This window comes from Citrobacter sp. Cpo126 (assembly GCF_030332445.1).
GTDB lineage: Bacteria > Pseudomonadota > Gammaproteobacteria > Enterobacterales > Enterobacteriaceae > Citrobacter > Citrobacter portucalensis.
Genome location: NZ_JAOWHT010000030.1, coordinates 26,379 through 52,563 on the forward strand (window position 1 = coordinate 26,379; position 26,185 = coordinate 52,563).

At 53.2% G+C, this 26,185-nt stretch carries 20 protein-coding genes and 3 tRNA genes; 19 read left to right on the top strand and 4 right to left on the bottom strand.

Annotated elements, in window-relative coordinates; all coding sequences use genetic code 11:
* The first annotated feature begins 128 nt into the window (after positions 1–128).
* Both epmA and yjeM read left to right on the top strand, forming a co-directional pair.
* On the top strand, positions 129–1,106 hold the full coding sequence (epmA, locus tag OGY17_RS08065; RefSeq protein ID WP_003830517.1) for an elongation factor P--(R)-beta-lysine ligase: 978 nt from the start codon (positions 129–131) through the stop codon (positions 1,104–1,106).
* Positions 1,107–1,319: 213 nt separating this feature from the next.
* Entirely contained in the window at positions 1,320–2,822 is a 1,503-nt protein-coding gene (gene yjeM, locus OGY17_RS08070) for a glutamate/gamma-aminobutyrate family transporter YjeM (protein ID WP_008785995.1), read from the top strand.
* 181 nt (positions 2,823–3,003) lie between these two features.
* Here the strand turns inward: yjeM and mscM are convergent, their stop codons facing one another.
* The 3 genes from mscM to rsgA all read right to left on the bottom strand — a co-directional run bounded on the left by mscM (position 3,004) and on the right by rsgA (position 8,449).
* Positions 3,004–6,318 (bottom strand): miniconductance mechanosensitive channel MscM, encoded by a 3,315-nt coding sequence (gene mscM / locus OGY17_RS08075; protein ID WP_008785996.1) that lies wholly within the window; start codon positions 6,316–6,318, stop codon positions 3,004–3,006.
* A gap of 17 nt (positions 6,319–6,335) precedes the next feature.
* Positions 6,336–7,304 carry an archaetidylserine decarboxylase gene (gene asd / locus OGY17_RS08080; protein WP_048212901.1) on the bottom strand — a complete coding sequence of 323 codons (969 nt, stop codon included), beginning with the start codon at positions 7,302–7,304 and terminating at the stop codon, positions 6,336–6,338.
* A 92-nt stretch (positions 7,305–7,396) separates the two neighbouring features.
* Positions 7,397–8,449 (bottom strand): small ribosomal subunit biogenesis GTPase RsgA, encoded by a 1,053-nt coding sequence (gene rsgA / locus OGY17_RS08085; protein ID WP_172111153.1) that lies wholly within the window; start codon positions 8,447–8,449, stop codon positions 7,397–7,399.
* A gap of 105 nt (positions 8,450–8,554) precedes the next feature.
* Here rsgA and orn point away from each other — a divergent pair, with 105 nt between their 5' ends.
* The 4 genes from orn to OGY17_RS08105 all read left to right on the top strand — a co-directional run bounded on the left by orn (position 8,555) and on the right by OGY17_RS08105 (position 9,598).
* Complete coding sequence (gene orn, locus OGY17_RS08090) at positions 8,555–9,100, top strand: oligoribonuclease (RefSeq protein ID WP_071446082.1); 546 nt, start codon at positions 8,555–8,557, stop codon at positions 9,098–9,100.
* 196 nt (positions 9,101–9,296) lie between these two features.
* Positions 9,297–9,372: transfer RNA gene (locus OGY17_RS08095), tRNA-Gly, on the top strand.
* 37 nt (positions 9,373–9,409) lie between these two features.
* Positions 9,410–9,485, top strand: a tRNA-Gly gene (locus OGY17_RS08100).
* A gap of 37 nt (positions 9,486–9,522) precedes the next feature.
* Positions 9,523–9,598 (top strand) — tRNA-Gly (locus tag OGY17_RS08105).
* 269 nt (positions 9,599–9,867) lie between these two features.
* On the opposite strand, the gene queG is transcribed toward OGY17_RS08105, so the two are convergent.
* On the bottom strand, positions 9,868–11,007 hold the full coding sequence (queG, locus tag OGY17_RS08110) for a tRNA epoxyqueuosine(34) reductase QueG (protein WP_286606853.1): 1,140 nt from the start codon (positions 11,005–11,007) through the stop codon (positions 9,868–9,870).
* On the opposite strand from queG, the gene nnr reads away from it, so the two are divergent.
* The 13 genes from nnr to rnr all read left to right on the top strand — a co-directional run bounded on the left by nnr (position 11,006) and on the right by rnr (position 26,177).
* Positions 11,006–12,553: a bifunctional ADP-dependent NAD(P)H-hydrate dehydratase/NAD(P)H-hydrate epimerase gene (gene nnr / locus OGY17_RS08115; RefSeq protein WP_286606856.1), complete on the top strand. Its 1,548-nt coding sequence runs from the start codon at positions 11,006–11,008 to the stop codon at positions 12,551–12,553. The genes queG and nnr overlap by 2 nt on opposite strands.
* The gene (gene tsaE / locus OGY17_RS08120; protein WP_008786002.1) at positions 12,525–12,986 is read left to right on the top strand and encodes a tRNA (adenosine(37)-N6)-threonylcarbamoyltransferase complex ATPase subunit type 1 TsaE; all 462 of its coding nucleotides are present in this window, start codon (positions 12,525–12,527) and stop codon (positions 12,984–12,986) included. Before nnr ends, tsaE begins: the two co-directional genes overlap by 29 nt.
* Before the next feature lie 16 nt (positions 12,987–13,002).
* Positions 13,003–14,328 (top strand): N-acetylmuramoyl-L-alanine amidase AmiB, encoded by a 1,326-nt coding sequence (gene amiB / locus OGY17_RS08125; RefSeq protein ID WP_032942167.1) that lies wholly within the window; start codon positions 13,003–13,005, stop codon positions 14,326–14,328.
* Between the two features lie 9 nt (positions 14,329–14,337).
* Positions 14,338–16,212 carry a DNA mismatch repair endonuclease MutL gene (gene mutL, locus OGY17_RS08130; RefSeq protein ID WP_149607484.1) on the top strand — a complete coding sequence of 625 codons (1,875 nt, stop codon included), beginning with the start codon at positions 14,338–14,340 and terminating at the stop codon, positions 16,210–16,212.
* Positions 16,205–17,155, top strand: a complete 951-nt coding sequence (gene miaA / locus OGY17_RS08135; RefSeq protein ID WP_008786004.1) for a tRNA (adenosine(37)-N6)-dimethylallyltransferase MiaA — start codon at positions 16,205–16,207, stop codon at positions 17,153–17,155. Before mutL ends, miaA begins: the two co-directional genes overlap by 8 nt.
* Positions 17,156–17,239: 84 nt before the next feature.
* Positions 17,240–17,548 (top strand): RNA chaperone Hfq, encoded by a 309-nt coding sequence (gene hfq, locus OGY17_RS08140; protein WP_003025584.1) that lies wholly within the window; start codon positions 17,240–17,242, stop codon positions 17,546–17,548.
* Positions 17,549–17,622: 74 nt separating this feature from the next.
* The gene (hflX, locus tag OGY17_RS08145; protein WP_003830495.1) at positions 17,623–18,903 is read left to right on the top strand and encodes a ribosome rescue GTPase HflX; all 1,281 of its coding nucleotides are present in this window, start codon (positions 17,623–17,625) and stop codon (positions 18,901–18,903) included.
* Between the two features lie 189 nt (positions 18,904–19,092).
* Positions 19,093–20,346 (top strand): FtsH protease activity modulator HflK, encoded by a 1,254-nt coding sequence (hflK, locus tag OGY17_RS08150; protein WP_008786005.1) that lies wholly within the window; start codon positions 19,093–19,095, stop codon positions 20,344–20,346.
* A 2-nt stretch (positions 20,347–20,348) separates the two neighbouring features.
* Positions 20,349–21,353 (top strand): protease modulator HflC, encoded by a 1,005-nt coding sequence (gene hflC, locus OGY17_RS08155; RefSeq protein WP_003830491.1) that lies wholly within the window; start codon positions 20,349–20,351, stop codon positions 21,351–21,353.
* 82 nt (positions 21,354–21,435) lie between these two features.
* Positions 21,436–21,633, top strand: a complete 198-nt coding sequence (locus OGY17_RS08160; RefSeq protein WP_003025602.1) for a DUF2065 domain-containing protein — start codon at positions 21,436–21,438, stop codon at positions 21,631–21,633.
* 102 nt (positions 21,634–21,735) lie between these two features.
* Positions 21,736–23,034 (top strand): adenylosuccinate synthase, encoded by a 1,299-nt coding sequence (purA, locus tag OGY17_RS08165; protein WP_003025606.1) that lies wholly within the window; start codon positions 21,736–21,738, stop codon positions 23,032–23,034.
* A gap of 216 nt (positions 23,035–23,250) precedes the next feature.
* Entirely contained in the window at positions 23,251–23,676 is a 426-nt protein-coding gene (gene nsrR / locus OGY17_RS08170; RefSeq protein ID WP_003830485.1) for a nitric oxide-sensing transcriptional repressor NsrR, read from the top strand.
* 38 nt (positions 23,677–23,714) lie between these two features.
* Positions 23,715–26,177 carry a ribonuclease R gene (gene rnr, locus OGY17_RS08175; protein ID WP_008786007.1) on the top strand — a complete coding sequence of 821 codons (2,463 nt, stop codon included), beginning with the start codon at positions 23,715–23,717 and terminating at the stop codon, positions 26,175–26,177.
* Positions 26,178–26,185 lie beyond the last annotated feature (8 nt).

Sequence of the window (26,185 nt, forward strand, 5' to 3'; positions counted from 1 at the left end):
AATTACTAAACCACCCTAAGTCGCTTTTTTTATCCAATTGCCAGTGATGATTAGTGCTGCCTGAAATTTGTCTCGTTAGCGCGATACGAGTAGACTTCGTGCCCTTGTCATAAATCGGAGAAATAACCATGAGCGAAACGGCAACCTGGCAGCCGAGCGCGTCCATCCCCAATCTGTTGAAACGTGCAGCAATTATAGCGGAGATTCGCCGCTTTTTTGCCGATCGTGGCGTGCTTGAGGTTGAGACCCCTTGTATGAGTCAGGCAACGGTAACGGACATCCACCTGTTCCCGTTCGAAACGCGTTTCGTTGGCCCTGGACACTCCCAGGGAATGAATCTCTATTTAATGACCAGCCCTGAATACCATATGAAGCGCCTGCTGGTGGCAGGATGCGGCCCGGTGTATCAACTGTGCCGCAGCTTCCGTAATGAAGAGATGGGGCGCCATCATAACCCTGAATTCACCATGCTTGAGTGGTATCGTCCGCACTACGATATGTATCGCCTGATGAATGAAGTGGATGATTTGCTCCAGCAGGTGCTGGACTGCTCACCTGCGGAAAGCCTTTCTTACCAGCAGGCCTTCCAGCGCCATCTGGAGATTGACCCGCTGTCTGCGGATAAAACCCAACTGCGGGAAGTGGCGGCGAAATTGGATCTCAGCAATATCGCTGATACCGAAGAAGACCGGGATACCTTACTGCAACTGCTGTTTACGATGGGTGTTGAACCGCATATTGGTAAAGACAAGCCGACGTTTGTGTATCATTTCCCGGCCAGCCAGGCATCACTGGCGCAAATCAGTACCGAAGATCACCGCGTGGCTGAACGTTTCGAGGTTTATTACAAAGGTATTGAGCTGGCGAATGGTTTCCATGAATTGACCGACGCGCGCGAACAGCAGCAGCGGTTTGAACAGGATAACCGCAAACGTGCCGCACGAGGCTTACCACAGCAACCTATCGATACCAACCTGCTGGAAGCGCTGAAAGTCGGCATGCCGGATTGCTCAGGCGTGGCGCTGGGCGTTGACCGTCTGGTGATGCTGGCGCTGGGCGCAGAGAGCCTGGCCGAGGTAATCGCATTTACAGTCGATCGCGCATAACTTACTCTTCAGCAATACAAAGTGGTGGCTTAATCGCCACTTTGTAGCATATTTTTTCATTTCCCCTCTAATAGCCACAATTTACACCTGGATATTTGATATCGTTTAGGTATCAATTCTGTGTTGTTTTTTTATCGCTGAACTCTGCAAAGAGAGCAGTGCCAACCGGTGAGCGGCGTTTGTTAAACGCTTGCCAGAGTAAGGGATGGTTTAATGACCCAAACAATAAAAAAGATGAGCCTGATAGGTCTCATTCTCATGATATTTACGTCAGTTTTCGGTTTTGCTAATAGCCCCTCCGCGTTCTATTTAATGGGGTATAGTGCAATACCATGGTATATATTTTCTGCATTATTATTCTTTATTCCATTTGCTTTAATGATGGCGGAAATGGGTTCTGCCTATCGGAAAGAAGAGGGGGGAATCTATTCGTGGATGAATAATAGCGTTGGACCACGCTATGCGTTTATCGGCACGTTTATGTGGTTTTCTTCTTATGTGATATGGATGGTTAGTACTGCGGCGAAAGTCTGGGTACCTTTTTCAACCTTCTTGTTTGGCGCAGACATGACGCAGCACTGGCGTATTGCAGGGCTTGAGCCTACGCAGGTTGTCGGACTGCTCGCAGTCGGTTGGATGATCCTGGTGACCTGCGTGGCATCCCGGGGTATTAATAAGATTGCGCGTATTACGGCTGTAGGTGGAATTGCCGTAATGTGTCTTAATTTAGTTCTGTTGTTAGTGAGTGTCGCTATTTTGTTATTAACTGGTGGCCACTTTGCACAGGATATTAATTTCATCTCTTCGCCTAATCCCGGATATCAGTCTGGACTGGCAATGTTGTCATTTGTTGTGTTTGCCATTTTTGCTTACGGCGGAATTGAAGCTGTGGGGGGACTGGTTGATAAAACAGAAAAACCAGAAAAGAACTTTGCAAAAGGCATTGTCTTTGCCGCTATTGTCATTTCTGTTGGTTATTCACTGGCCATCTTTTTATGGGGCGTTAGCACTAACTGGCAGCAGGTATTAAGTAATAGCTCAGTTAACCTCGGGAATATTACCTATATCCTGATGAAAAGCCTCGGAATGACGTTGGGTAATGCGCTACATCTTTCCCCTGATGCCGCAATGGTGATGGGCGTATGGTTTGCACGTATTACCGGGCTTTCCATGTTCCTTGCCTATACCGGCGCTTTTTTCACCCTCAGCTACTCACCGCTGAAAGCGATTATTCAGGGCACGCCGAAGGCGTTGTGGCCCGCGCCGATGACCAAACTTAATGCCGTAGGGATGCCGACGACGGCAATGTGGTTACAGTGCCTGCTGGTGAGCCTGTTTATCCTGTTGGTTTCATTTGGTGGCGATACGGCTTCGGCGTTCTATAACAAACTGACGCTGATGGCGAATGTCTCGATGACGCTGCCGTATCTGTTCCTGGCGCTGGCGTTCCCGTTCTTTAAATCCCGTCCGGGTCTGGAAAGGCCGTTTGTTGTCTTTAAAACCCGAGCGGCGACGCTGCTGGCAACGGGAGTGGTCGTGCTGGTGGTGACGTTTGCTAACGTGTTCACCATCATCCAGCCGGTAATTGAAGCCGGAGACTGGAACAGCGCACTGTGGATGACCGGCGGTCCGATCTTCTTCTCACTGCTGGCGATGGCGATTTATCAGAACTACAGCCGTCGCACGACCAACGAGCCTGAGTGGGCGGTGGAATAAAGGCCATCTGGCGTTTATTGCCTGTTGCCGATCCGGACGCATATTAAGCCCGAAAATGTCTGTGGTCGGCGATGAAATGCCCGATGGCGCAAGCTTATCGGGCCTACAGGTTAATTGCAGACCCGTAGGCCGGATTAGACCCAACGGGTCGCCATCCGGCATTTCTTGCCTGCATTGTGCGTTACAAACTCCCTGCCGGGCGACTGCCTCTTCCTGCAGAACTTAATGTTCTCCCTGTTTGCTTACCGCCGAGGCTCTCCAGACGCATCTGGAACGGAGGGAACGGCATATCAATACCGTGCTCGCGGAAGCCTGCCAGAATCAGTTGGTGGATTTCATGGCGCAGCGGCATGCGATGCCCCATTTCTGCGGCATAAATACGCAGTTCGAAGATTTGAATCCCCTGCTGCAGGTCAACCAGGAAGACTTCAGGTGCCGGATTATCGATAACCAGCGAACAGCGCTGCGCGGCAGTCAGCAGGATCTGCGTAACCTCCTCGCTATTAGCCTCCGACGGTGCCGGGATGGTTAACACCACACGGGTAACGGAATCGGATAACGACCAGTTGATAAACTGTTCAGTGATAAAGGCTTTGTTGGGCACGATGATCTCTTTGCGGTCCCAGTCGCTGATAGTGGTGGCGCGGGTATTAATTTTCGTCACGCTACCGGTAAGATCGCGAATCGTCACCGTGTCGCCAATGCGGATTGGTTTTTCAAACAGGATAATTAGGCCGGAAATAAAGTTGGCGAAGATCTCCTGCAAACCAAAGCCCAGACCGACACCGAGAGCCGCCACCAGCCATTGCAGTTTGGACCATTCAATACCGATCATCGAGAAGCCAACCAGACCGCCAATCAGCATCAGCAGATACTTGGTAATGGTGGTGATGGCATAACCGGTGCCGGGGGTTAAATCCAGATGTTGCAGTAGTGCCAGCTCCAGCAGTGCGGGTAGGTTGCGCACTAACTGGGTGGTGATGATGAATACCAGAATCGCGATAAGCACCGCGCCCAGCGTTATCGGTTCTAAGCTTTCCACGCCCTGAACCGTGGAGGTGACATCCCACAATGAGATGTTTTCCAGGAAGCCGAAAGCGGAATGAATTTCTGACCACAGTACAATGACCGAGAGCAGGGCGATAAGCATCAGGATAGAACGCACCAGGCGCAGCGATTGCGCGCTGATAGCATCCAGATCCACTTCGCTTTCATCAACGTCAATCGCGCCTTCAAGGCTGGTGGAATGCGGTGGTTCTTCTTCGCCCCGCGCGCGCTGCGCCAGCATTTCAGCGCGTCGATGCTTGGCGCGGTCGAACGCCAGGCGGCGGCGCTGGATCAGCATCCAACGGCGGATAACGTGATACACCACCAGTAATAAGAACCAAATCGCTACGGACGTTTCCAGACGAGCCAGCAGGGCTTGTGACGTGGCGAGGTAGCCTACTGCCGCGGCGAGAATGGCAATCAGCGGCGCACCCATCAGCATATTCCACAGCATGCTGTTAACCATGTTATCGCTGTTGCCCTCTTTATCGAGGTACAGCGGTATCCCGGCGCGTTTCAGGCTCAGGGTTACGACCGCCAGCGCACCGCAAATCAGAATAAAGCACAGACGTCCCAGTGAGGCGGAGAATTCCCGGTCATTGAGGTTATCAAACATAATCACCGCCATGATCAACGGGACAATCAGCCCGATGCTCATCAGGTAATAGTGCATGGCTTTCGCGACGCGGTTCCGCGGCCAGCCAAAGTGGGCAATGAACAGACCGTTGGGACGTGCAAAGGTGGCGCAGATCATTACCGCCCACAGCATGGGCACCGTGGCGGTAACGCCATCGCCGATCGCGACAGCCAACGGATAAGGCCAGGCTTCCTGCAATCCGTAACCGAGCGTTGCCCACAGCACTGGCAATGGTGAAGCGACGAGTATTGACCAGAATACCGTGCGTATTGTCAGCCAGAAGTGGTCCTGGGTGACTTTCCCGACCCGCGCGGACGAGCGTTCAAGGAAACGGGTGAAGTGCTTGCGCGAAGAGAGGCTAAAGCCAACTAACACCAACGCCGCGAACAGCGGTAGCAGCGTTTCTTTGCTGGTCAGCATCATGATGCTGGCTTTGCCCAACTGATTAAACGTATCTAATGAGATCAGACGCCGCAGATCCTGAACGATGTCGACAGGCCAGGAGAGGGAGATAGGGCTAACGTCTGACGTCCAGAACAGGTAGCGGTGTGTCGCTTCATTGACCTCTTTTAGCGCATCTTCCAGTTGGCTGTTGGAAACTTTGAGCTTGGTCAGCTCAAGGATCAGCGTATCGCCGCCCTGTAACAATGAGTTCAGCAACTCACGCTGGGTGCGTAGCTGGGCGTTGAGGATGCTGCTCTGTTCAGCGGTCAGCGGTTGTCCATCGGCCTGATGAATTTGACGCAGCTGCGGCTGTTTGTTGAGGAGATCCTCATAGCGCATGCGGTGTACGCGAAGCTGCGCCATTTCGGTATCCAACTGCTGAGGTTTAGGCATTTCCGGCAGACGGGATACCTGCGCTCGCAGCGCTTCTCCCAGCATATTTGAAACCCCAAGCCACTGAGACTGCTCTCGCAGCGTATTCAATGCCTGACGCACCTGCAGCGTTTGGCTGGCGGCCTGACGCTGCTGCGAGGCGACCAGGTCCATACGCTGTGCTTGCTGGTTCAAGGCCTGAGACAGCTCGCGGTTTACCTTGAACTGGTCGACAATACCCTCCGGCAGTCCCGCGCTGTTTTCCGCCAGCAGTTCAGTGCTTTCCAGCGCTCGCTCAGCTTCACGCTGACGTTGACTGTTAAGCTGGTTGCGCAAAGCCTGCAGGTAAGCGTCGAGTTGTTGACTCTGTTTTTCCGCCAGTTCGGAGCGCATACGCGCCAGTTCCTGACGGTTATTGGCGGAAAGCTGCGCCAGCTCCAGTTCATCGACCTGGGCTTTAAGTTTGGCGGATTCAGCCTGCATCGCCTGATTCTGTGCGGAATTACCGTTGGCGGTACCAATGCGTCGCTCAAGCTCATTGAGCTGGCGGCGGGCATCGGTTTGCTGTTGAGGAAGCTGGCTTAACGAGTCGGCGATTTCCCGGGCGCGATCCTGCTCCTGCTGGGCCTGACGACTCTTTTCCAGCAGTTGGCTGCTAACCTGGAGGATCTCCTGGTTTAACGCATCGGTAGTGAGTCCGGTTGGCACATTGCGCGGTTCATCACGCAGGTTGCTAAGCTGCGCGCGTAACGTTGCGGACAGCTTGGGGAAGTTATCAATAACCTGCTGATATTGCTGGGCACGCTCGAGAGAGCCTTTACGCTCCTCAAGGGCATTCAGCGCGGACTGGAGCGCCTCGACGGTTTCTGGCTGAGCAGGTTTTGCCGCTTTTGCCTGCTCCAGTTCCTGGGTGAGTTGTTTGGCATCGGGGGCCGTCGCAGCGTACGCCCCCAGGCTGAGGCACCAGGCCATCAGAAAAGTGATAATCAGGCGCACAGCAGCGATTCCTATGTTTAACTTTCGTCTTTTTTGTCGTCAACCAGCGGGCTGGCGTCGTGTTCTGCTTCGATCTCTTCTTTCGCCAGCGGGGCCGGTTCTGCCTCTGGCGTCACGAAAGTCTCGGTTGAGATGGCCATTGGTTGGCCGATTTTGGTCACGGACAGATCCTGCAACTGCTCAACCAGGTTAACTTTGCCAGGTGCGAACAGGTTGATGACGGTGGAACCGAGCTTAAAGCGGCCCATTTCCTGACCTTTCAGCAGCGCCACCGACCCTTCGCTTTCGCCTTCCGGCCAGGTCCAGCGCTTGATGACGCCTTCACGCGGTGGGGTAATGGTGCCAGCCCATACGGTCTCAATGCTGCCGACGATGGTCGCGCCGACCAGAATCTGCACCATCGGGCCAAATTCGGTATCAAACAGACAGATTACACGTTCGTTGCGGGCAAACAGGTTCGGTACGTTTTGCGCAGTCAGGATGTTTACAGAGAAGAGATCGCCCGGCACATACATCATTTCACGCAGGATACCGTTACACGGCATGTGTACACGGTGGTAATCGCGTGGAGACAAGTAAGTGGTTACAAACGTACCGTTGCGGAATTTGTCCGCCATCTGATAGTTGCCAGCCAGCAGCGCTTCAAGGGTATAGCTGTGCCCTTTAGCCTGCAGCAGTTTGTCTTCCTCGATGTTGCCTAACTGGTTAATCACACCGTCAGCGGGCATGACCAGTACGTTTGGATCGGTATTAATCGGGCGAGCATCATCGCGCAGCGGGCGAACAAAGAAGTCGTTGAAGGTGCGATAGCTGGCGGTGTCCGGCTTTTGCGCCTCTTTCATATCGACCTTGTAATATTTCACGAACAGATCGATAACCAGTTTGGTCAGCCATCCCGCTCGTTTGCTCGCACCCCAACCCGCCAGGCGAGTGAGCCATAGTTTCGGCAGAATGTATTGTAGCGAAAGCTTAAATGAGTTTAACAAGGTAGCCTCCAGGCCATAATTTGTTCCCAATCCGGCATACGGGCCGGATCCTGAAAAAAGGGGGACGATTCTAGCGATGCTTAGCTTAGTTGTCAGTTGTCTGTATCAGAAAAGTTTTTACGCGTTTTTACCTGCGCCATGCTTTCCAGGATGCGGTGATAATTTTCAAACCGGGTTTCGGCTATGGCCCCTTTTTCTACAGCCTCACGGATAGCGCAGCCTGGATCGGTATCATGCTTGCAGTCGCGGTATTTGCAATGGCCCAGGTAGTCATGGAATTCGACAAAGCCATGCGTGATTTGTTCCGGCTCCAGATGCCACAGTCCAAACTCACGTACGCCAGGGGAGTCGATAACGTCGCCGCCGTGTGGGAAGTGATACAGGCGAGAGGCCGTGGTGGTGTGCTGTCCAAGGCCGGAGTTGTCAGAGACATCATTGGTCAGGATCTCTTCCTGCAGGCCGAGGAGATTATTGAGCAGGCTGGATTTACCTACGCCCGATTGACCGGCAAAAATGCTGATGCGATCGGTTAATGCTTCTTCAAGCGGTTTCAGGCCGTCTTTAGTGCGGCTTGATACCATCAACACCTGATAGCCAATGTTGCGATAGATATCCATCTGTTCGTTAACGAAGGCCATGCCTTCATCATCCAGCAGATCGATCTTATTCAGCACGATAATCGGTTCAACGTGTAGCGTTTCGCAGGCTACCAGATACCGGTCGATAATATTGAGTGACAGCTCGGGTAAGATGGCTGAGACAATAACGATCTGGTCGATGTTGGCGGCAATAGGCTTTACCCCGTCGTAAAAGTCGGGGCGTGTCAATACCGAAGTACGATCGTGTACCGCTTCAACGATACCTTTGACATTCACGCCTTCAGCTGCCGCTTTACCCGGGCGCCAGACTACGCGATCGCCAGTAACCAGCGAGCGAATTGTACGGCGGATGTTGCAGCGGTGAATTTCACCGTCAGCAGACTCTACGTCGGCATGCATGCCAAAACGGCTGATAACGATGCCTTCAGCGGTTTCGCCAAACAGGTTGTCGTCGTAGTCGGGCTTCTCCGTGGACGTTTTAAGACGACGCTGGTGATTGGCGTTCACACGGCGCTGTTGGCCTTTGGAGAGTTTATTCTTACTCAATCGGACTGGCTCCTGGTCGCCCATGATGGGCAAAACATTTATGATACACACAATTTTAGATCAATGTAGTCACACTGAATGTGACGCTGAAGGGTGGAAAATAGCATGAGTGCCAATGAAAACAACCTGATTTGGATCGATCTGGAGATGACAGGTCTGGATCCCGAGCGCGATCGCATTATTGAGATCGCCACGCTGGTGACGGATGCCAACCTGAATATTCTGGCTGAAGGACCGACAATTGCGGTGCACCAGTCCGACGAACAGCTGGCATTAATGGATGACTGGAACGTACGTACGCATACCGGTAGCGGGCTGGTGGAGCGCGTGAAGGCGAGCACCATGGGCGATCGTGACGCTGAACTGGCCACGCTGGCTTTTTTGAAAGAGTGGGTTCCGGAAGGGAAATCACCTATCTGCGGCAACAGCATCGGGCAGGATCGTCGTTTCCTGTTTAAATACATGCCGGAGCTGGAGGCGTATTTCCATTATCGCTATCTGGACGTCAGTACGCTCAAAGAACTGGCGCGTCGTTGGAAGCCGGAAATCCTTGCGGGCTTCACCAAGCAGGGAACACATCAGGCGATGGACGACATTCGTGAATCTGTTGCTGAGCTTGCTTACTATCGCGAACATTTTATTAATCTTTGATTTTGTCCTCCGGTGGCTTGCGTCACCGGTTTTTTGACGCTAAATTGTTCAGCTTGATTGTAAATTAATCACTTGAACGAATTTTCGAAAAAAACGCTTTCAGGGGGGTTGCAGCTAAACGGATTTCTCGTATAATGCGCCTCCCGTAACGACGCAGAAATGCAAATTACGACAGCAACAAAAGCAGTACAGATTTGCGGGAATAGCTCAGTTGGTAGAGCACGACCTTGCCAAGGTCGGGGTCGCGAGTTCGAGTCTCGTTTCCCGCTCCAAAATTTGAAAGTGCTTATTAAGCACAGACACACCCAAGCGGGAATAGCTCAGTTGGTAGAGCACGACCTTGCCAAGGTCGGGGTCGCGAGTTCGAGTCTCGTTTCCCGCTCCAAAATTTGAAAGTGCTTATTAAGCACAGACACACCCAAGCGGGAATAGCTCAGTTGGTAGAGCACGACCTTGCCAAGGTCGGGGTCGCGAGTTCGAGTCTCGTTTCCCGCTCCAAATTCTTACCCCAATAAAAATATCCACAACGAATAATCGCGTTGGGGACGTTTTGTTTCGTCATTGACATACTCTTGTAAACAGACTTATCCACAGGTTCGGGTATTATTCCTGGAATGCAAAAAACTTCGCCGGGTGAATAGTATCATTTTAACTATTTGAAATTATTAATTTAATTATCATTTCAAATTGTTAATACGATCACTTGACGATTTTTTCCCTCTTGAATATCAATGTGTTTTTATTTTTATACACAAGCTGTGGATGACTTAAGCGTCGCGCGGCAGACCCTTCTCAATGACCCTGACCAAACGTTGTTTCTGCGGTAGCTGCACCTCAACTACGCAGGCATTTCGCTTCTCGATTTGCTGAGCAACCGCCCACTCTATGTGTTCGTCGAGAAGTGGGTGCTCACCTCTGCGACTTTCCAGTGCGCGAAGAATGGCTTCATTCCAGGGAGCATTACCCAACGCAACGGCGATATTTCGCAGCCAGCGCAGGTGGCCAATACGACGAATGGCAGACCCTTCCGTGACTTTTAAAAACCACGCTTCGCTCCAGCTAAACAGCTCTATTAACTCCGGAGCATGAAGCTGCTTGCGCGGGTTGAAGTCATCCTCTGCCGTCAACTGTGAATAGCGGTTCCACGGGCAAATAAGCTGGCAATCATCGCAGCCATAAATTCGATTCCCCATCAAGGGACGAAATTCTTCCGGGATCGCGCCTTCCAGTTCGATAGTGAGATAAGAGATACAGCGGCGCGCATCCACCGTATAGGGTTCAACAATGGCCCCGGTGGGACAGATGGTCATGCAGGCGACGCATTTCCCGCATCCTTCTTCTACTGGTTGGTCGATCGGCAAGGGTAAATCGATCAGTAATTCCCCGAGGAAGAAAAATGAACCTGCTTCGCGATTGAGGATAAGTGAGTGCTTACCTGTCCAGCCAAGCCCGGCTTTTTCCGCTAACGGACGCTCAAGAATGGGCGCAGAATCGACAAAAGGTCTAAAATTCAGCGAAACGCAGTGCTGTTGAATCATCTCTCCCAGCTTTTTTAAGCGGTTACGTAGCAGCTTATGGTAGTCGCGCCCCAGCGCGTAACGGCTGACGTAACCCAGAGAAGGATTCTTCAACGTGCTGGCGAAGGCCGCATTGGCAGGAAGATAGTTCATACGTACGCTGATGACACGTAGCGTACCGGGCAATAATTCGTGAGGTCGGGCGCGCATCATGCCGTGACGGGCCATCCAGTCCATCTCGCCGTGGTATTGTTTATCCAGCCAGGTCTGCAGTTTGGGTTCCGCTTCGCTGAGGTCGGTATCGGCAATCCCGACCTGCTGAAAGCCAAGCTCCAGCCCCCACTGCTTAATATTTTGCGCTAACTGATTGAGATCGAGGGGCTCTGACATGACGGACCATACAATGAAGAAAAACCCCGCAAGTATACCACACTCCATCTGGCACGCCGATGACATCAGGCGGATGGAGCGAGAGGCGGCAGACAGTTCAGGGCTGACGCTGTACGAACTGATGCAACGGGCGGGAGAGGCGGCGTTTCAGGTCACTCGTGAGGCTTATCCGAACGCCCGGCACTGGCTGGTGCTATGTGGTCATGGCAACAACGGCGGTGATGGTTACGTAGTGGCAAGACTTGCCAAAGCGCTGGGTCTTGAAGTTACGTTGCTGGCGCAGGAAAGTGACAAACCGCTCCCCGAGGAGGCGCAGCAGGCGCGTGATGCCTGGCTTAACGCTGGTGGCGTCATTCACGCGGCGGATATCAATTGGCCAAATAACGTGGACGTCATTATTGATGCGCTGTCAGGCACTGGCTTAAAACATGCGCCGCGTGAGTCTCTCTCGGTATTGATTGAACGTGCCAATTCTCACCCAGCCCCCACCGTGGCGATAGACATTCCCTCCGGCCTGCTGGCGCAGACGGGAGCGACGCCGGGCGCGGTCATCAACGCAGCGCATACCATTACCTTTATTGCACTCAAGCCGGGCCTGCTCACCGGTAAAGCGCGCGATGTCACCGGGCGTCTGCATGTTAACGCACTTGGGCTGGACGACTGGCTGGCGGGACAGAATGCGCCAATTCAACGTTTTGATGTTCAACAGCTTGCGCACTGGCTAACGCCGCGTCGACCCACCTCGCACAAGGGTTCCCACGGTCGACTGGTGATTATCGGCGGTGACCACGGTACGGCAGGCGCAACACGCATGGCCGGGGAAGCCGCGCTGCGAGCAGGTGCCGGGCTGGTCAAAGTGCTGACGCGCAGTGAAAACATTGCGCCTATTTTGACAGCCAGACCGGAACTGATGGTCGATGCGCTGACACCACAGACGCTGGAAGAGAGCCTGGCGTGGGCGGATGTAGTGGTGATAGGCCCCGGGCTTGGTCAGCAGGAGTGGGGCAAAAAAGCGCTGCAAAAAGTGGAGAATTTTCGCAAACCGATGCTCTGGGATGCGGATGCGCTGAACCTGCTGGCAATCAACCCCGATAAACGTCACAATCGCGTGATCACGCCGCATCCAGGTGAAGCCGCGCGACTGCTGGGTTGTTCCATTGCAGAAATTGAAGACGATCGCTTACTTTGTGCACAACGTCTGGTAAAACGGTACGGAGGCGTGGTGGTGCTGAAAGGCGCGGGTACGGTTGTTGCTGCTGAACAGGCGGAGTTGGGTATTATTGATACCGGCAATGCCGGGATGGCCAGTGGCGGAATGGGGGATGTGCTTTCCGGTATTATTGGCGCATTGCTCGGACAGAAGCTTACCCCGTATGATGCAGCATGTGCGGGATGTGTTGCGCACGGAGCGGCGGCGGATGTGCTGGCGGCGCGTTTTGGTACGCGCGGCATGTTGGCGACAGATCTCTTTACCACGCTACAGCGTATTGTTAACCCTGATGTGATTGACGTTTATCATGATGAATCGAGTAATTCCACTACCTGATGAGCAGGCGACTTTAGACCTGGGACTGCGGGTAGCCAAAGCCTGTGACGGCGCGACGGTTATATATTTGTACGGCGACCTGGGGGCGGGTAAAACCACCTTCAGCCGGGGATTTCTGCAGGCGTTAGGTCATAAAGGTAATGTAAAAAGCCCCACCTACACGCTGGTTGAACCCTATTCACTCGATAACTTGATGGTATATCACTTCGATTTATACCGACTTGCGGACCCAGAGGAGCTGGAATTTATGGGGATCCGCGATTATTTTGCCAATGATGCCATCTGCCTGGTGGAATGGCCGCAACAAGGTAAAGGTGTACTGCCAGACCCGGACGTCGAAATACACATTGAATACCAGGCGCAAGGTCGAGAGGCGCGTGTAAGCGCAGTCTCCTCATCAGGTGATTTATTGCTGGCGCGTTTAGCCGATTAACCTTAAGGGTGGCGGGATGATTTATCGCATCAGAAACTGGCTGATGGCAACCCTGGTCCTGCTGTGCGCGCAGGCAGGGGCCGCCAGCCTCTCCGATCTTCAGGTGTCCAATGGCGATCAACAGGCGCGGATTACGCTGAGCTTTATTGGCGATCCTGAATATGCCGTTTCGCAGGACGGGAAACGAACCGTCGCGCTGGATATTAAACAAACCGGTGTGATTCAGGGGTTACCGCTGCTGTTTAGCGGCAATAATCTGGTGAAATCTATCCGTTCCGGCACGCCAAAAGATGCGCAATCTCTGCGCCTGGTGGTGGATTTAACCGAGAACGGTAAAGCCGAAGCAGTAAAACGCCAGAACGGCGGCAATTATACCGTCGTGTTTACCATCAACGCTGATGCGCCGCCGCCTCCACCTCCCGTGGTTGCAAAGCGTGTTGAAGCGCCGATTGTTGCCCCACGTCCTGTCGAGCCAGCGCGCAATCCGTTTAAAGCAGAAAACGATCGCACTACGGCTGTGACTAACAGCAATACCTCCACGCGCCCTGCGGCGCGCGCCAGCACCAGCAACGGCGATAAGGTGGTGATTGCCATTGATGCCGGACACGGTGGACAGGATCCTGGCGCTATTGGTCCTGGCGGCACGCGTGAGAAAAACGTCACGATTGCCGTGGCGCGCAAGCTGCGCAGTTTGCTCAATGATGACCCGATGTTTAAAGGTGTACTCACCCGTGATGGTGATTACTTTATCTCGGTGATGGGGCGTTCAGACGTCGCGCGTAAACAAAACGCCAATTTCCTGGTTTCTATTCACGCGGATGCCGCGCCAAATCGTGATGCCACAGGTGCTTCCGTTTGGGTGCTGTCAAACCGTCGGGCGAACAGTGAGATGGCCGGCTGGCTGGAACAGCACGAGAAGCAATCGGAGCTGTTGGGCGGCGCGGGCGATGTGCTGGCAAACAGCCAGTCCGATCCTTATCTCAGCCAGGCCGTACTGGATCTGCAGTTCGGTCATTCGCAGCGCGTCGGGTATGATGTGGCGACCAGCATGATCGGCCAGTTAGAACGTATTGGTTCGATGCATAAGCGTCGTCCAGAACACGCCAGTCTTGGCGTACTGCGTTCGCCTGATATCCCGTCAGTGCTGGTTGAAACTGGCTTTATCAGTAACAACAGCGAAGAACGTCTGTTGGCGAGTGATGATTACCAGCAGCAACTGGCTGAGGCGATTTACAAAGGATTGCGTAACTATTTCCAGGCGCACCCGATGCAAACCGGGCCGCAGGGCGCACCGGCGCAAACCGCCAGCGCCATATCGCCGGGTAACACGTTAACAAATTAAGGATTAGCCATGCCGATTCAGGTTCTACCGCCACAGCTGGCGAACCAGATTGCCGCAGGCGAGGTGGTAGAACGGCCTGCGTCAGTGGTGAAAGAGCTGGTGGAAAACAGCATCGATGCCGGTGCGACGCGCATTGATATCGATATTGAACGCGGCGGCGCGAAGCTTATCCGTATTCGTGACAACGGCTGCGGGATTAAAAAAGACGAGCTGGCGTTGGCGTTGGCGCGTCATGCCACCAGTAAAATAGCCTCGCTTGACGATCTTGAAGCCATCGTAAGCCTCGGATTTCGCGGCGAAGCGCTGGCCAGTATCAGCTCCGTGTCTCGTTTAACCCTGACGTCGCGTACGCAAGAACAACCCGAAGCCTGGCAGGCGTATGCCGAAGGGCGTGACATGGATGTCACAGTTAAACCCGCTGCGCATCCGGTGGGAACCACGCTGGAGGTGCTAGATTTGTTCTACAACACCCCGGCGCGGCGCAAATTTATGCGCACCGAGAAAACCGAATTTAATCATATCGACGAGATTATTCGCCGCATTGCGCTGGCGCGTTTTGATGTGACGATAAATTTGTCGCACAACGGCAAAGTGGTGCGTCAGTACCGGGCAGTGGCCGCGGATGGGCAGAAAGAGCGCCGACTGGGCGCGATTTGCGGCACGCCGTTTCTGGAGCATGCGCTGGCGATCGAATGGCAGCATGGCGATTTAACATTGCGCGGCTGGGTGGCCGATCCTAACCACACAACGGCAGCACTGGCAGAAATCCAGTACTGCTACGTGAATGGTCGGATGATGCGCGACCGGCTGATCAACCATGCTATCCGCCAGGCCTGTGAAGATAAGCTGGGAGCCGATCAACAGCCCGCTTTTGTGTTGTATCTGGAAATCGATCCGCATCAAGTGGATGTCAACGTACACCCAGCTAAACATGAGGTCCGTTTCCATCAATCCCGGCTGGTGCACGATTTTATTTACCAGGGCGTGTTGAGTGTCCTGCAACAGCAGCTTGAAACGCCGCTGCCGTTGGCTGATGACGACGAACCCGCCCCAAGGCACATTCCGGAAAACCGCGTTGCTGCTGGACGCAACCATTTTGCCGAGCCGGCTCCCGCGCGTGAACCTGCGACACCGCGGTACTCAGCATCCGCTGGCACTGGAAGTGGCAATAGTGGTGGCGGTGGCCGTCAGGCGGGAGCCAGTTGGCCTCGTGCTCAACCCGGATACCAAAAGCAGCAGGGCGAAATTTATCAGCAACTGATGCAGACGCCTGCTCCAACGCGTAAAACGCCGGTCTCTGAAACGCCATCGACGCCTCTGACTGGCAGCAGTCAGGGCTTTGGCCGGGTGCTAACGATAGTTGGTGCAGACTGCGCGTTACTCGAGTGCGATGGCCATATTCGGTTGTTGGCATTACCGGTGGCTGAGCGTTGGCTGCGTCAGGCGCAGTTAACGCCGGATCAGGGAGCGGTTTGTGCTCAACCGTTACTGATCCCTTTACGTCTAAAAGTGACCGCTGATGAAAAAGCGGCACTGCAAAAAGGACAGAGCCAACTGGCTGAGTTGGGCATTGAATTTCAGCTGGATGCGCAGCATGTGACCATCCGGGCGGTGCCTTTACCCTTACGCCAACAAAATTTACAAATCTTGATTCCTGAACTGATAGGCTACCTGGCGCAGCAATCCGTATTCGAGCCGGGCAATATTGCACAGTGGATCGCACGTAACCTGATGAGCGAGCATCCACAGTGGAGCATGGCACAGGCGATTACGCTGTTAGCGGATGTTGAGCGGCTCTGCCCACAACTCGTGAAGGCACCGCCGGGTGGTCTGTTACAACCTGTTGATTTACATTCGGTAATGAATGCCCTGAAACATGAGTGATACCCGTAAGGCGAGCCTGCCAAAGGCGATTTTTTTGATGGGGCCAACGGCCTCCGGTAAAACGGCATTAGCAATTGAATTGCGTAAAGTTTTGCCCATAGAGTTGATAAGCGTTGATTCCGCCCTTATTTACAAGGGGATGGATATCGGTACAGCTAAGCCTGATGCAGCTGAATTACAGGCCGCACCGCACCGATTGCTGGATATCCGCGATCCATCGCAGGCGTACTCCGCTGCGGATTTTCGTCGCGATGCGTTAGCCGAGATGGCCGACATCACCGCCGCGGGCCGTATCCCGTTGCTGGTGGGCGGCACAATGTTATATTTCAAAGCCTTGCTTGAAGGACTGTCGCCGTTACCGTCGGCGGACCCGGAAGTCAGGGCCAGAATTGAGCAGCAGGCGGCAGAGCAGGGTTGGGACGCGTTACACCGACAGCTTCAGGACATCGATCCCGTGGCAGCGGCGCGTATTCATCCAAATGATCCGCAAAGACTTTCCCGGGCACTGGAAGTTTTTTTCATTTCGGGTAAAACTTTAACGGAGCTGACGCAAACGTCAGGAGATGCTTTGCCGTATCAGGTGCATCAGTTTGCAATCGCCCCGGCGAGCCGTGAACTGCTCCATCAGCGAATTGAGCAGCGTTTTCATCAGATGTTAGCTTCAGGTTTTGAAGCAGAAGTCCGGGCGCTTTTTGCCCGTGGAGATTTGCATACGGATTTGCCTTCCATTCGTTGTGTAGGGTATCGCCAGATGTGGTCATACATTGAAGGTGAAATTTCATACGATGAAATGGTTTATAGAGGTGTTTGCGCCACGAGGCAGTTGGCGAAGCGACAGGTAACCTGGTTGCGTGGTTGGGAAGGGGTGCACTGGCTTGACAGTGAAAAGCCTGACCAGGCGCGAAACGAAGTATTACAGGTTGTTGGTGCTATCGCGAACTGAATGTGTACAATTGAAACGTATCGTGCGCAATTTTTCAGAATCGAAAGGTTCAAAGTACAAATAAGCATATAAGGAAAAGAGAGAATGGCTAAGGGGCAATCTTTACAAGATCCGTTCCTGAACGCACTGCGTCGGGAACGTGTTCCAGTTTCTATTTATTTGGTGAATGGTATTAAGCTGCAAGGTCAAATCGAGTCTTTTGATCAGTTCGTGATCCTGTTGAAAAACACGGTCAGCCAGATGGTTTATAAGCACGCGATTTCTACTGTTGTCCCGTCTCGTCCGGTTTCTCATCACAGCAATAATGCCACCGGCGGCACAGGCAGCAACTACCATCACGGTAGCAACGCGCAAGGTTCATCTGCGCAACAGGACAGCGAAGAAACCGAATAAGGTTATTAGCTGTTTTACATACGGGGAGCCAGCGATCCTGTGTTCCCCGTTGATTTATATTAAGGGGTTGACGCTTGTTTGACCGTTATGATGCCGGTGAGCAGGCGGTACTGGTACACATCTATTTTTCGCAAGACAAAGATATGGAAGACCTCCAGGAGTTTGAATCTCTGGTTTCTTCCGCCGGTGTCGAAGCAATGCAGGTGATTACCGGGAGCCGTAAAGCACCGCACCCGAAGTATTTTGTTGGTGAAGGTAAGGCAATCGAAATTGCCGAAGCCGTAAAAGCGACTGGCGCTGCGGTGGTGATTTTTGATCATGCTCTAAGCCCTGCCCAGGAACGTAACCTGGAACAGTTGTGCCAGTGTCTTGTTATCGACAGGACTGGTCTCATTTTAGATATTTTTGCCCAGCGTGCGCGAACCCATGAGGGTAAGTTGCAGGTTGAGCTGGCGCAGTTGCGCCATATGGCTACGCGTCTGGTCCGTGGCTGGACTCACCTTGAACGGCAAAAGGGCGGGATTGGTTTGCGCGGCCCGGGTGAAACCCAGCTCGAAACCGACCGTCGTTTGCTGCGTAATCGCATTTTGCAGATACAGTCGCGCCTGGAAAAAGTTGAAAAGCAACGTGAGCAGGGGCGACAGTCGCGCAAGAAAGCGGATGTCCCAACCGTATCACTGGTGGGATATACCAACGCCGGAAAATCCACCCTGTTCAACCAGATCACCGAAGCCCAGGTCTACGCAGCAGATCAGCTGTTTGCGACCCTGGACCCGACGCTACGCAGAATAGACGTTGCGGACGTGGGTGAGACTGTGCTGGCGGATACCGTTGGGTTTATCCGTCATTTGCCGCACGACCTGGTGGCGGCGTTTAAGGCCACCTTGCAGGAAACACGTCAGGCGACATTGCTGCTGCACGTTATTGATGCAGCAGATTTTCGTGTGCAGGAAAACATTGAGGCCGTCGATACGGTGCTCGAAGAGATCGATGCGCATGAGATCCCGACCCTGCTGGTGATGAATAAAATCGATATGTTGGATGACTTTGAGCCGCGTATCGACAGAGATGAAGAGAATAAACCCATTCGCGTTTGGGTATCAGCGCAAACGGGGATTGGTATACCACAACTTTTTCAGGCTTTGACTGAGCGACTTTCCGGTGAGGTGGCGCAGCATACGTTGCGTTTGCCGCCGCAGGAAGGGCGTTTGAGAAGCCGGTTTTATCAACTTCAGGCAATAGAAAAAGAGTGGATGGAGGAGGACGGCAGCGTAGGTCTGCAGGTTCGTATGCCGATCGTAGACTGGCGTCGCCTCTGTAAACAAGAACCGGCACTGGAAGACTATGTTGTCTGATCTGACGGATATGGCCTGAAGATTTTTTCGCCTCTATACCTTGTGGATTTTGTGCGGCAGGAAGGCGGCAAGTCCTGAAATCTCCAGGAGCATAGTCAACTATGTGACTGGCGTTGAGGGACGCAGCCAACGCAACGGCAGCGCAAAAGACGCAGGTATAGCATCGCATAACAAATATGGAGCACAAAAATGGCGTGGAATCAGCCCGGTAATAACGGACAAGACCGCGACCCCTGGGGAAGCAGCAAACCTGGCGGCAACCCTGAGGGAAATGGAAACAAAGGTGGTCGCGAGCAGGGACCTCCCGATCTGGACGATATCTTCCGCAAACTGAGTAAAAAGCTCGGTGGTCTGGGTGGCGGTAAAGGTACTGGCTCTGGCGGCGGTAGTTCATCGCAAGGCCCGCGTCCGCAACTGGGCGGTCGAGTCTTTACTATCGCAGCGGCCGCTATCGTCATTATCTGGGCGGCCAGCGGTTTCTATACCATTAAAGAAGCGGAACGCGGCGTGGTGACACGCTTCGGTAAATTCAGCCATTTGGTTGAACCGGGTCTGAACTGGAAACCGACCTTTGTCGACGAAGTGACACCGGTCAACGTTGAAGCCGTGCGTGAACTTGCCGCATCCGGCGTCATGCTGACCTCTGACGAAAACGTCGTGCGCGTCGAAATGAACGTACAGTACCGCGTGACCGATCCGCAGCGTTACCTGTTTAGCGTAACCAGCGCGGATGACAGTCTGCGTCAGGCTACCGACAGTGCCCTGCGTGGGGTTATCGGTAAATACACCATGGACCGTATCCTGACCGAAGGTCGTACCGTTATTCGTAGCGATACCCAACGTGAACTGGAAGAAACGATCCGTCCGTACAACATGGGTATCACCCTGCTGGACGTCAACTTCCAGGCTGCACGTCCGCCGGAAGAAGTAAAAGCCGCGTTTGACGATGCTATCGCAGCACGTGAAAACGAACAGCAGTACATCCGTGAAGCGGAAGCGTACACCAACGAAGTTCAGCCGCGTGCAAACGGTCAGGCGCAGCGTATTCTGGAAGAAGCGCGTGCGTATAAGACTCAGACAATCCTGGAAGCACAGGGTGAAGTGGCTCGCTTCGCAAAAATTCTGCCGGAATATAAAGCCGCACCGCAAATTACCCGCGAGCGTCTGTATATCGAAACCATGGAAAAAGTGCTGAGCAATACCCGCAAAGTCCTGGTTAACGATAAAGGCAGCAATTTGATGGTTCTGCCGCTGGATCAAATGCTGAAAGGTGGTAGTGCGCCAGCAGCAAAGACTGACAGCAGTTCAAACCTGCTGCGTCTGCCGCCAGCAACGACTTCCAGCACTGGAGCAAGCAACACATCGTCCACCAGTCAGGGCGATATTATGGACCAACGCCGCGCGAATGCGCAGCGTAACGACTACCAGCGTCAGGGGGAATAACGATGCGTAAGTCAGTTATTGCGATTATCATCATCGTTCTGGTAGTTCTGTTCATGTCTGTCTTTGTGGTCAAAGAAGGCGAGCGCGGTATTACTCTGCGCTTTGGTAAAGTTCTGCGTGACGATGAAAACAAGCCGCTGGTCGTAGCACCTGGCCTGCACTTCAAGATTCCGTTTATTGAATCTGTGAAGATGCTGGATGCGCGTATTCAGACTATGGACAACCAGGCCGATCGCTTTGTTACCAAAGAGAAGAAAGACCTGATCGTTGACTCCTACATCAAGTGGCGCATCAGTGACTTTAGCCGTTACTACCTGGCAACGGGCGGTGGCGATGTTTCTCAGGCGGAAGTCCTGCTGAAACGTAAGTTCTCTGACCGTCTGCGTTCTGAAATTGGTCGTCTGGACGTGAAGGACATCGTTACCGATTCCCGCGGTCGTCTGACCCTGGAAGTTCGTGACGCGCTGAACTCCGGTTCTGCTGGCACGGAAGACGAAGTGGCGACTCCGGCAGCAGATAGCGCGATTGCCGAAGCGGCTGAACGTGTTCAGGCTGAAACGAACGGTAAAGTACCGGTCATCAACCCGAACAGTATGGCGGCATTGGGCATCGAAGTAGTTGACGTGCGTATTAAGCAAATCAACCTGCCTGCTGAAGTGTCCGAGGCTATCTACAACCGTATGCGCGCTGAGCGTGAAGCGGTAGCGCGTCGCCATCGTTCACAAGGCCAGGAAGAGGCGGAAAAACTGCGTGCAACGGCTGACTATGAAGTCACTAAAACGCTGGCAGAATCTGAGCGTCAGGGCCGTATAATGCGCGGTGAAGGCGATGCAGAAGCCGCTAAGCTGTTTGCCGATGCGTTCAGTCAGGATCCGGACTTCTACGCCTTCATCCGTAGCCTGCGTGCTTACGAGAAGAGCTTTGAAGGGAATCAGGACGTAATGGTCATGAGCCCAGACAGCGATTTCTTCCGCTACATGAAGACACCAAATACCGCGACACGCTAATCGCGTTCCAGCGGTTTTAAAGCAGCAAAACCACCGGCATCTCCAGGGATGCGGTGGTTTTCTTTTTATATAAGGGCGATGGATGAATTCAACAATTTTGCTGGCACTCGCGCTGGTTTTGGTGCTGGAAGGGCTGGGTCCGATGCTTTATCCCAGCGCATGGAAGAAAATGATCTCTGCAATGGCGCAACTTCCCGAAAATATTTTGCGTCGTTTTGGTGGAGGTCTTGTGGTTGCGGGCGTTGTGGTCTACTACATGTTGAGGAAAACGATTGGCTGATCAATAAGTAGACTAATTTGCGGATTTTCGCATGCAAAAAGTGCTGTATATCTGAAAAAGCGGTGGTAAAATCCATTTTTAAGCAAACGGTGATTTTGAAAAATGGGTAACAACGTCGTCGTACTGGGCACCCAATGGGGTGACGAAGGTAAAGGGAAGATCGTCGATCTTCTGACTGAACGGGCTAAATATGTTGTGCGCTACCAGGGTGGTCACAACGCAGGCCATACTCTCGTAATCAACGGTGAAAAAACCGTCCTCCATCTTATTCCATCAGGCATTCTTCGCGAAAACGTAATCAGCATCATCGGTAACGGTGTTGTTCTGTCTCCGTCCGCGCTGATGAAAGAAATGAAAGGACTGGAAGATCGTGGTATCCCGGTTCGCGAGCGCCTGCTGCTGTCTGAAGCTTGTCCGCTGATCCTTGATTATCACGTTGCGTTGGATAACGCTCGTGAGAAAGCGCGTGGCGAGAAAGCGATCGGTACTACCGGTCGTGGTATCGGTCCGGCTTATGAAGACAAAGTAGCTCGTCGCGGTCTGCGTGTTGGCGATCTGTTTGATAAAGCAACTTTCGCTGAAAAACTGAAAGAAGTGATGGAATATCACAACTTCCAGCTGGTGAATTTCTATAAAGTTGAAGCAGTTGACTACCAGAAAGTGCTGGATGATGTGATGGCTATCGCCGACATCCTGACCTCAATGGTTGTTGATGTTTCCGATCTGCTGGACCAGGCGCGTAAGCGTGGCGATTTCGTCATGTTTGAAGGTGCGCAGGGTACGCTGCTGGATATCGACCACGGTACCTATCCGTACGTAACGTCCTCCAACACCACCGCAGGTGGCGTGGCAACCGGCTCCGGCCTGGGCCCACGTTATGTGGACTACGTTCTGGGTATCATCAAAGCTTACTCTACTCGTGTAGGTGCGGGTCCGTTCCCGACTGAGCTGTTTGATGACGTTGGCGAGTTCCTGTGCAAACAAGGTAACGAGTATGGCGCGACCACCGGTCGTCGTCGTCGTACCGGTTGGCTGGATTCCGTTGCTGTACGCCGTGCAGTACAGATTAACTCCCTGTCTGGCTTCTGCCTGACCAAACTGGACGTACTGGACGGTTTGAAAGAGGTGAAAATCTGTGTTGCTTACCGTATGCCGGATGGCCGCGAAGTAACGACTACTCCGCTGGCAGCTGACGACTGGAAAGGTATCGAGCCGATTTACGAAACCATGCCAGGTTGGTCTGAATCCACCTTCGGCGTGAAGGAACGTAGCGGTCTGCCGCAGGCAGCGCTGAACTACATCAAGCGTATTGAAGAACTGACCGGTGTGCCGATTGATATTATCTCAACTGGCCCAGACCGTACTGAAACCATGATCCTGCGCGACCCGTTCGACGCATAATTCTGGTTATAGCGTAGCGTCAAACGGCGCTGCGCTTGCACTAATTTATGCCGGATAAGGTGCTTTGCATCAGAATCCGGCTTAAAATCACGTAAGTTCCTCGCTTTTTTCCTTCCCGAACTGAAATAAATTAGCGACCTGGCTGGTGGCTGGTTTATCATCAATGTAATTAATACTACCAGGTATATCCGTTTTATCCCTTTTCCTGAGGTTGATGTGCAGTTAACAAGTTTCACCGATTACGGATTACGTGCGCTAATCTACATGGCGTCACTTCCCGAAGGACGTATGACCAGTATTTCTGAGGTGACAGAAGTCTACGGCGTGTCCCGTAATCATATGGTCAAAATAATCAATCAACTTAGCCGGGCGGGCTTTGTTACTGCTATTCGAGGAAAAAATGGCGGTATCCGCCTGGGTAAACCCGCTAAGGATATTGGTATTGGTGATGTGGTTCGCGAGCTGGAACCCTTATCGTTGGTCAACTGTAGCAGCGAGTTTTGCCATATTACCCCGGCCTGTCGACTCAAACAGGCGCTTTCTAAAGCAGTGCAAAGTTTTCTCACGGAACTGGACAACTACACACTTGCTGATTTGGTTGAAAAGAATCAACCGCTTTATAAATTATTGCTGGTGGAGTAACGACTCCCGCCAGCAGCGATGATGACGGAGGAACCGACATGTCACAAGATCCTTTCCAGGAACGCGAAGCAGAAAAATACGCGAATCCTATCCCGAGCCGGGAATTTATCCTCGAACATTTAACTAAACGTGAAAAGCCGGCCAACCGCGATGAGCTGGCCGCTGAACTCAATATTGAAGGTGAAGAGCAGCAAGAAGCGCTGCGTCGTCGCCTGCGCGCGATGGAGCGTGACGGACAACTGGTCTTCACCCGTCGTCAATGCTATGCGCTGCCGGAGCGTCTCGACCTGCTGAAAGGTACCGTTATTGGCCACCGTGATGGCTACGGCTTTCTGCGCGTTGAAGGCCGCAAAGATGACCTGTATCTGTCCAGCGAGCAAATGAAAACCTGCATTCATGGCGATCAGGTGCTGGCGCAGCCGTTGGGCGCGGACCGTAAAGGTCGCCGCGAAGCGCGTATTGTGCGCGTACTGGTGCCGAAAACCAGCCAGATTGTCGGCCGCTACTTCACCGACGCTGGTGTTGGATTTGTCGTCCCAGACGACAGCCGCCTGAGCTTCGATATTCTGATCCCGCCGGAAGAGGTAATGGGCGCTCGTATGGGCTTTGTGGTTGTCGTTGAACTGACCCAGCGTCCAACTCGCCGCACTAAAGCGGTGGGTAAAATTGTTGAAGTGCTGGGTGACAACATGGGAACCAGCATGGCCGTTGATATGGCCCTGCGTACTCATGAAATCCCATATATCTGGCCGCAGGCGGTTGAGAAACAGGTCGCCGGGCTGAAAGAAGAAGTGCCGGAAGAGGCGAAAGTAGGACGTGTCGATCTGCGCTCCCTGCCGCTGGTGACTATCGATGGCGAAGATGCGCGCGACTTCGACGATGCGGTTTATTGCGAGAAGAAACGCGGCGGTGGTTGGCGTTTATGGGTGGCGATTGCTGACGTAAGCTATTACGTTCGCCCGCCGACTCCGCTGGACCAGGAAGCGCGTAGCCGTGGCACATCCGTTTACTTCCCGTCGCAGGTTGTTCCGATGCTGCCGGAAGTGCTGTCCAACGGATTGTGTTCACTCAACCCGCAGGTGGACAGGTTGTGTATGGTCTGTGAAATGACCATTTCGTCGAAAGGCCGTTTAACCGGCTTTAAATTCTACGAAGCGGTCATGAGTTCCCACGCACGTCTGACCTACACCAAGGTCTGGCATATGCTGCAAGGCGACCAGGAGCTGCGTGAGCAGTACGCACCGCTGGTTAAACACATTGAAGAGCTGCATAACCTCTACAAAGTGCTGGATAAGGCCCGTGAAGAGCGTGGCGGTATCTCGTTTGAAAGTGAAGAGGCGAAGTTTATCTTCAATGCTGAACGCCGTATTGAGCGTATCGAGCAGACGCAGCGTAACGACGCGCACAAGCTGATTGAAGAGTGCATGATCATGGCGAACATCTCCGCGGCACGATTCGTTGAGAAAGCCAAAGAGCCAGCGCTGTTCCGTATTCACGATAAGCCGACGACCGAAGCGATTAACTCGTTCCGTTCCGTCCTGTCAGAGCTGGGGCTGGAGCTGCCTGGTGGCAACAAACCTGAGCCGCGTGATTACGCTGAACTGCTGGAGTCGATTGCTGACCGTCCTGACGCAGAAATGCTGCAAACCATGCTGCTGCGTTCGATGAAGCAGGCGATTTACGATCCGGAAAACCGTGGTCACTTTGGCCTGGCGCTGCAATCTTATGCACACTTTACTTCACCGATCCGTCGTTACCCGGATCTCTCCTTGCACCGGGCGATTAAGTATCTGCTGGCGCAGGAGCAGGGCCATAAGGGCAACACCACGGAAACCGGTGGCTACCATTATTCGATGGAAGAGATGCTGCAACTGGGTCAGCACTGTTCGATGGCCGAGCGCCGTGCTGATGAAGCCACGCGTGATGTCTCTGACTGGCTGAAGTGCGACTTCATGCTGGACCAGGTGGGTAATGTCTTCAAAGGCGTGATTGCCAGCGTGACCGGATTTGGTTTCTTTGTCCGTCTTGATGAACTGTTTATCGACGGTCTGGTGCATGTCTCCTCTCTGGATAACGACTACTATCGTTTCGACCAGGTTGGGCAGCGCCTGACGGGGGAATCCAGCGGCCAGATGTATCGCCTGGGCGATCGCGTGGAAGTTCGCGTGGAAGCAGTCAACATGGACGAGCGTAAGATCGACTTCAGCTTGATCTCCAGCGAACGTGCGCCGCGTAATGAAGGTAAAACCGCGCGCGAAAAAGCCAAAAAAGGCGATGCGGGTAAAAATACCGGTAAACGTCGTCAGATGGGCAAAAAGGTGAATTTCGAGCCGGACAGCGCTTTCCGCGGCGAGAAGAAAGGCAGAGCCAAACCTCAGGCGGATAAGAATGCGGCTGAGAAGAAAGGTGATAAAAAAGCGAAAAAGCCTTCGGCAAAAACGCTTAAAATTGCTGCCGCCACTAAAGCCAAACGTGCGGCGAAAAAGAAAGTCGCACAATAACAGCCATA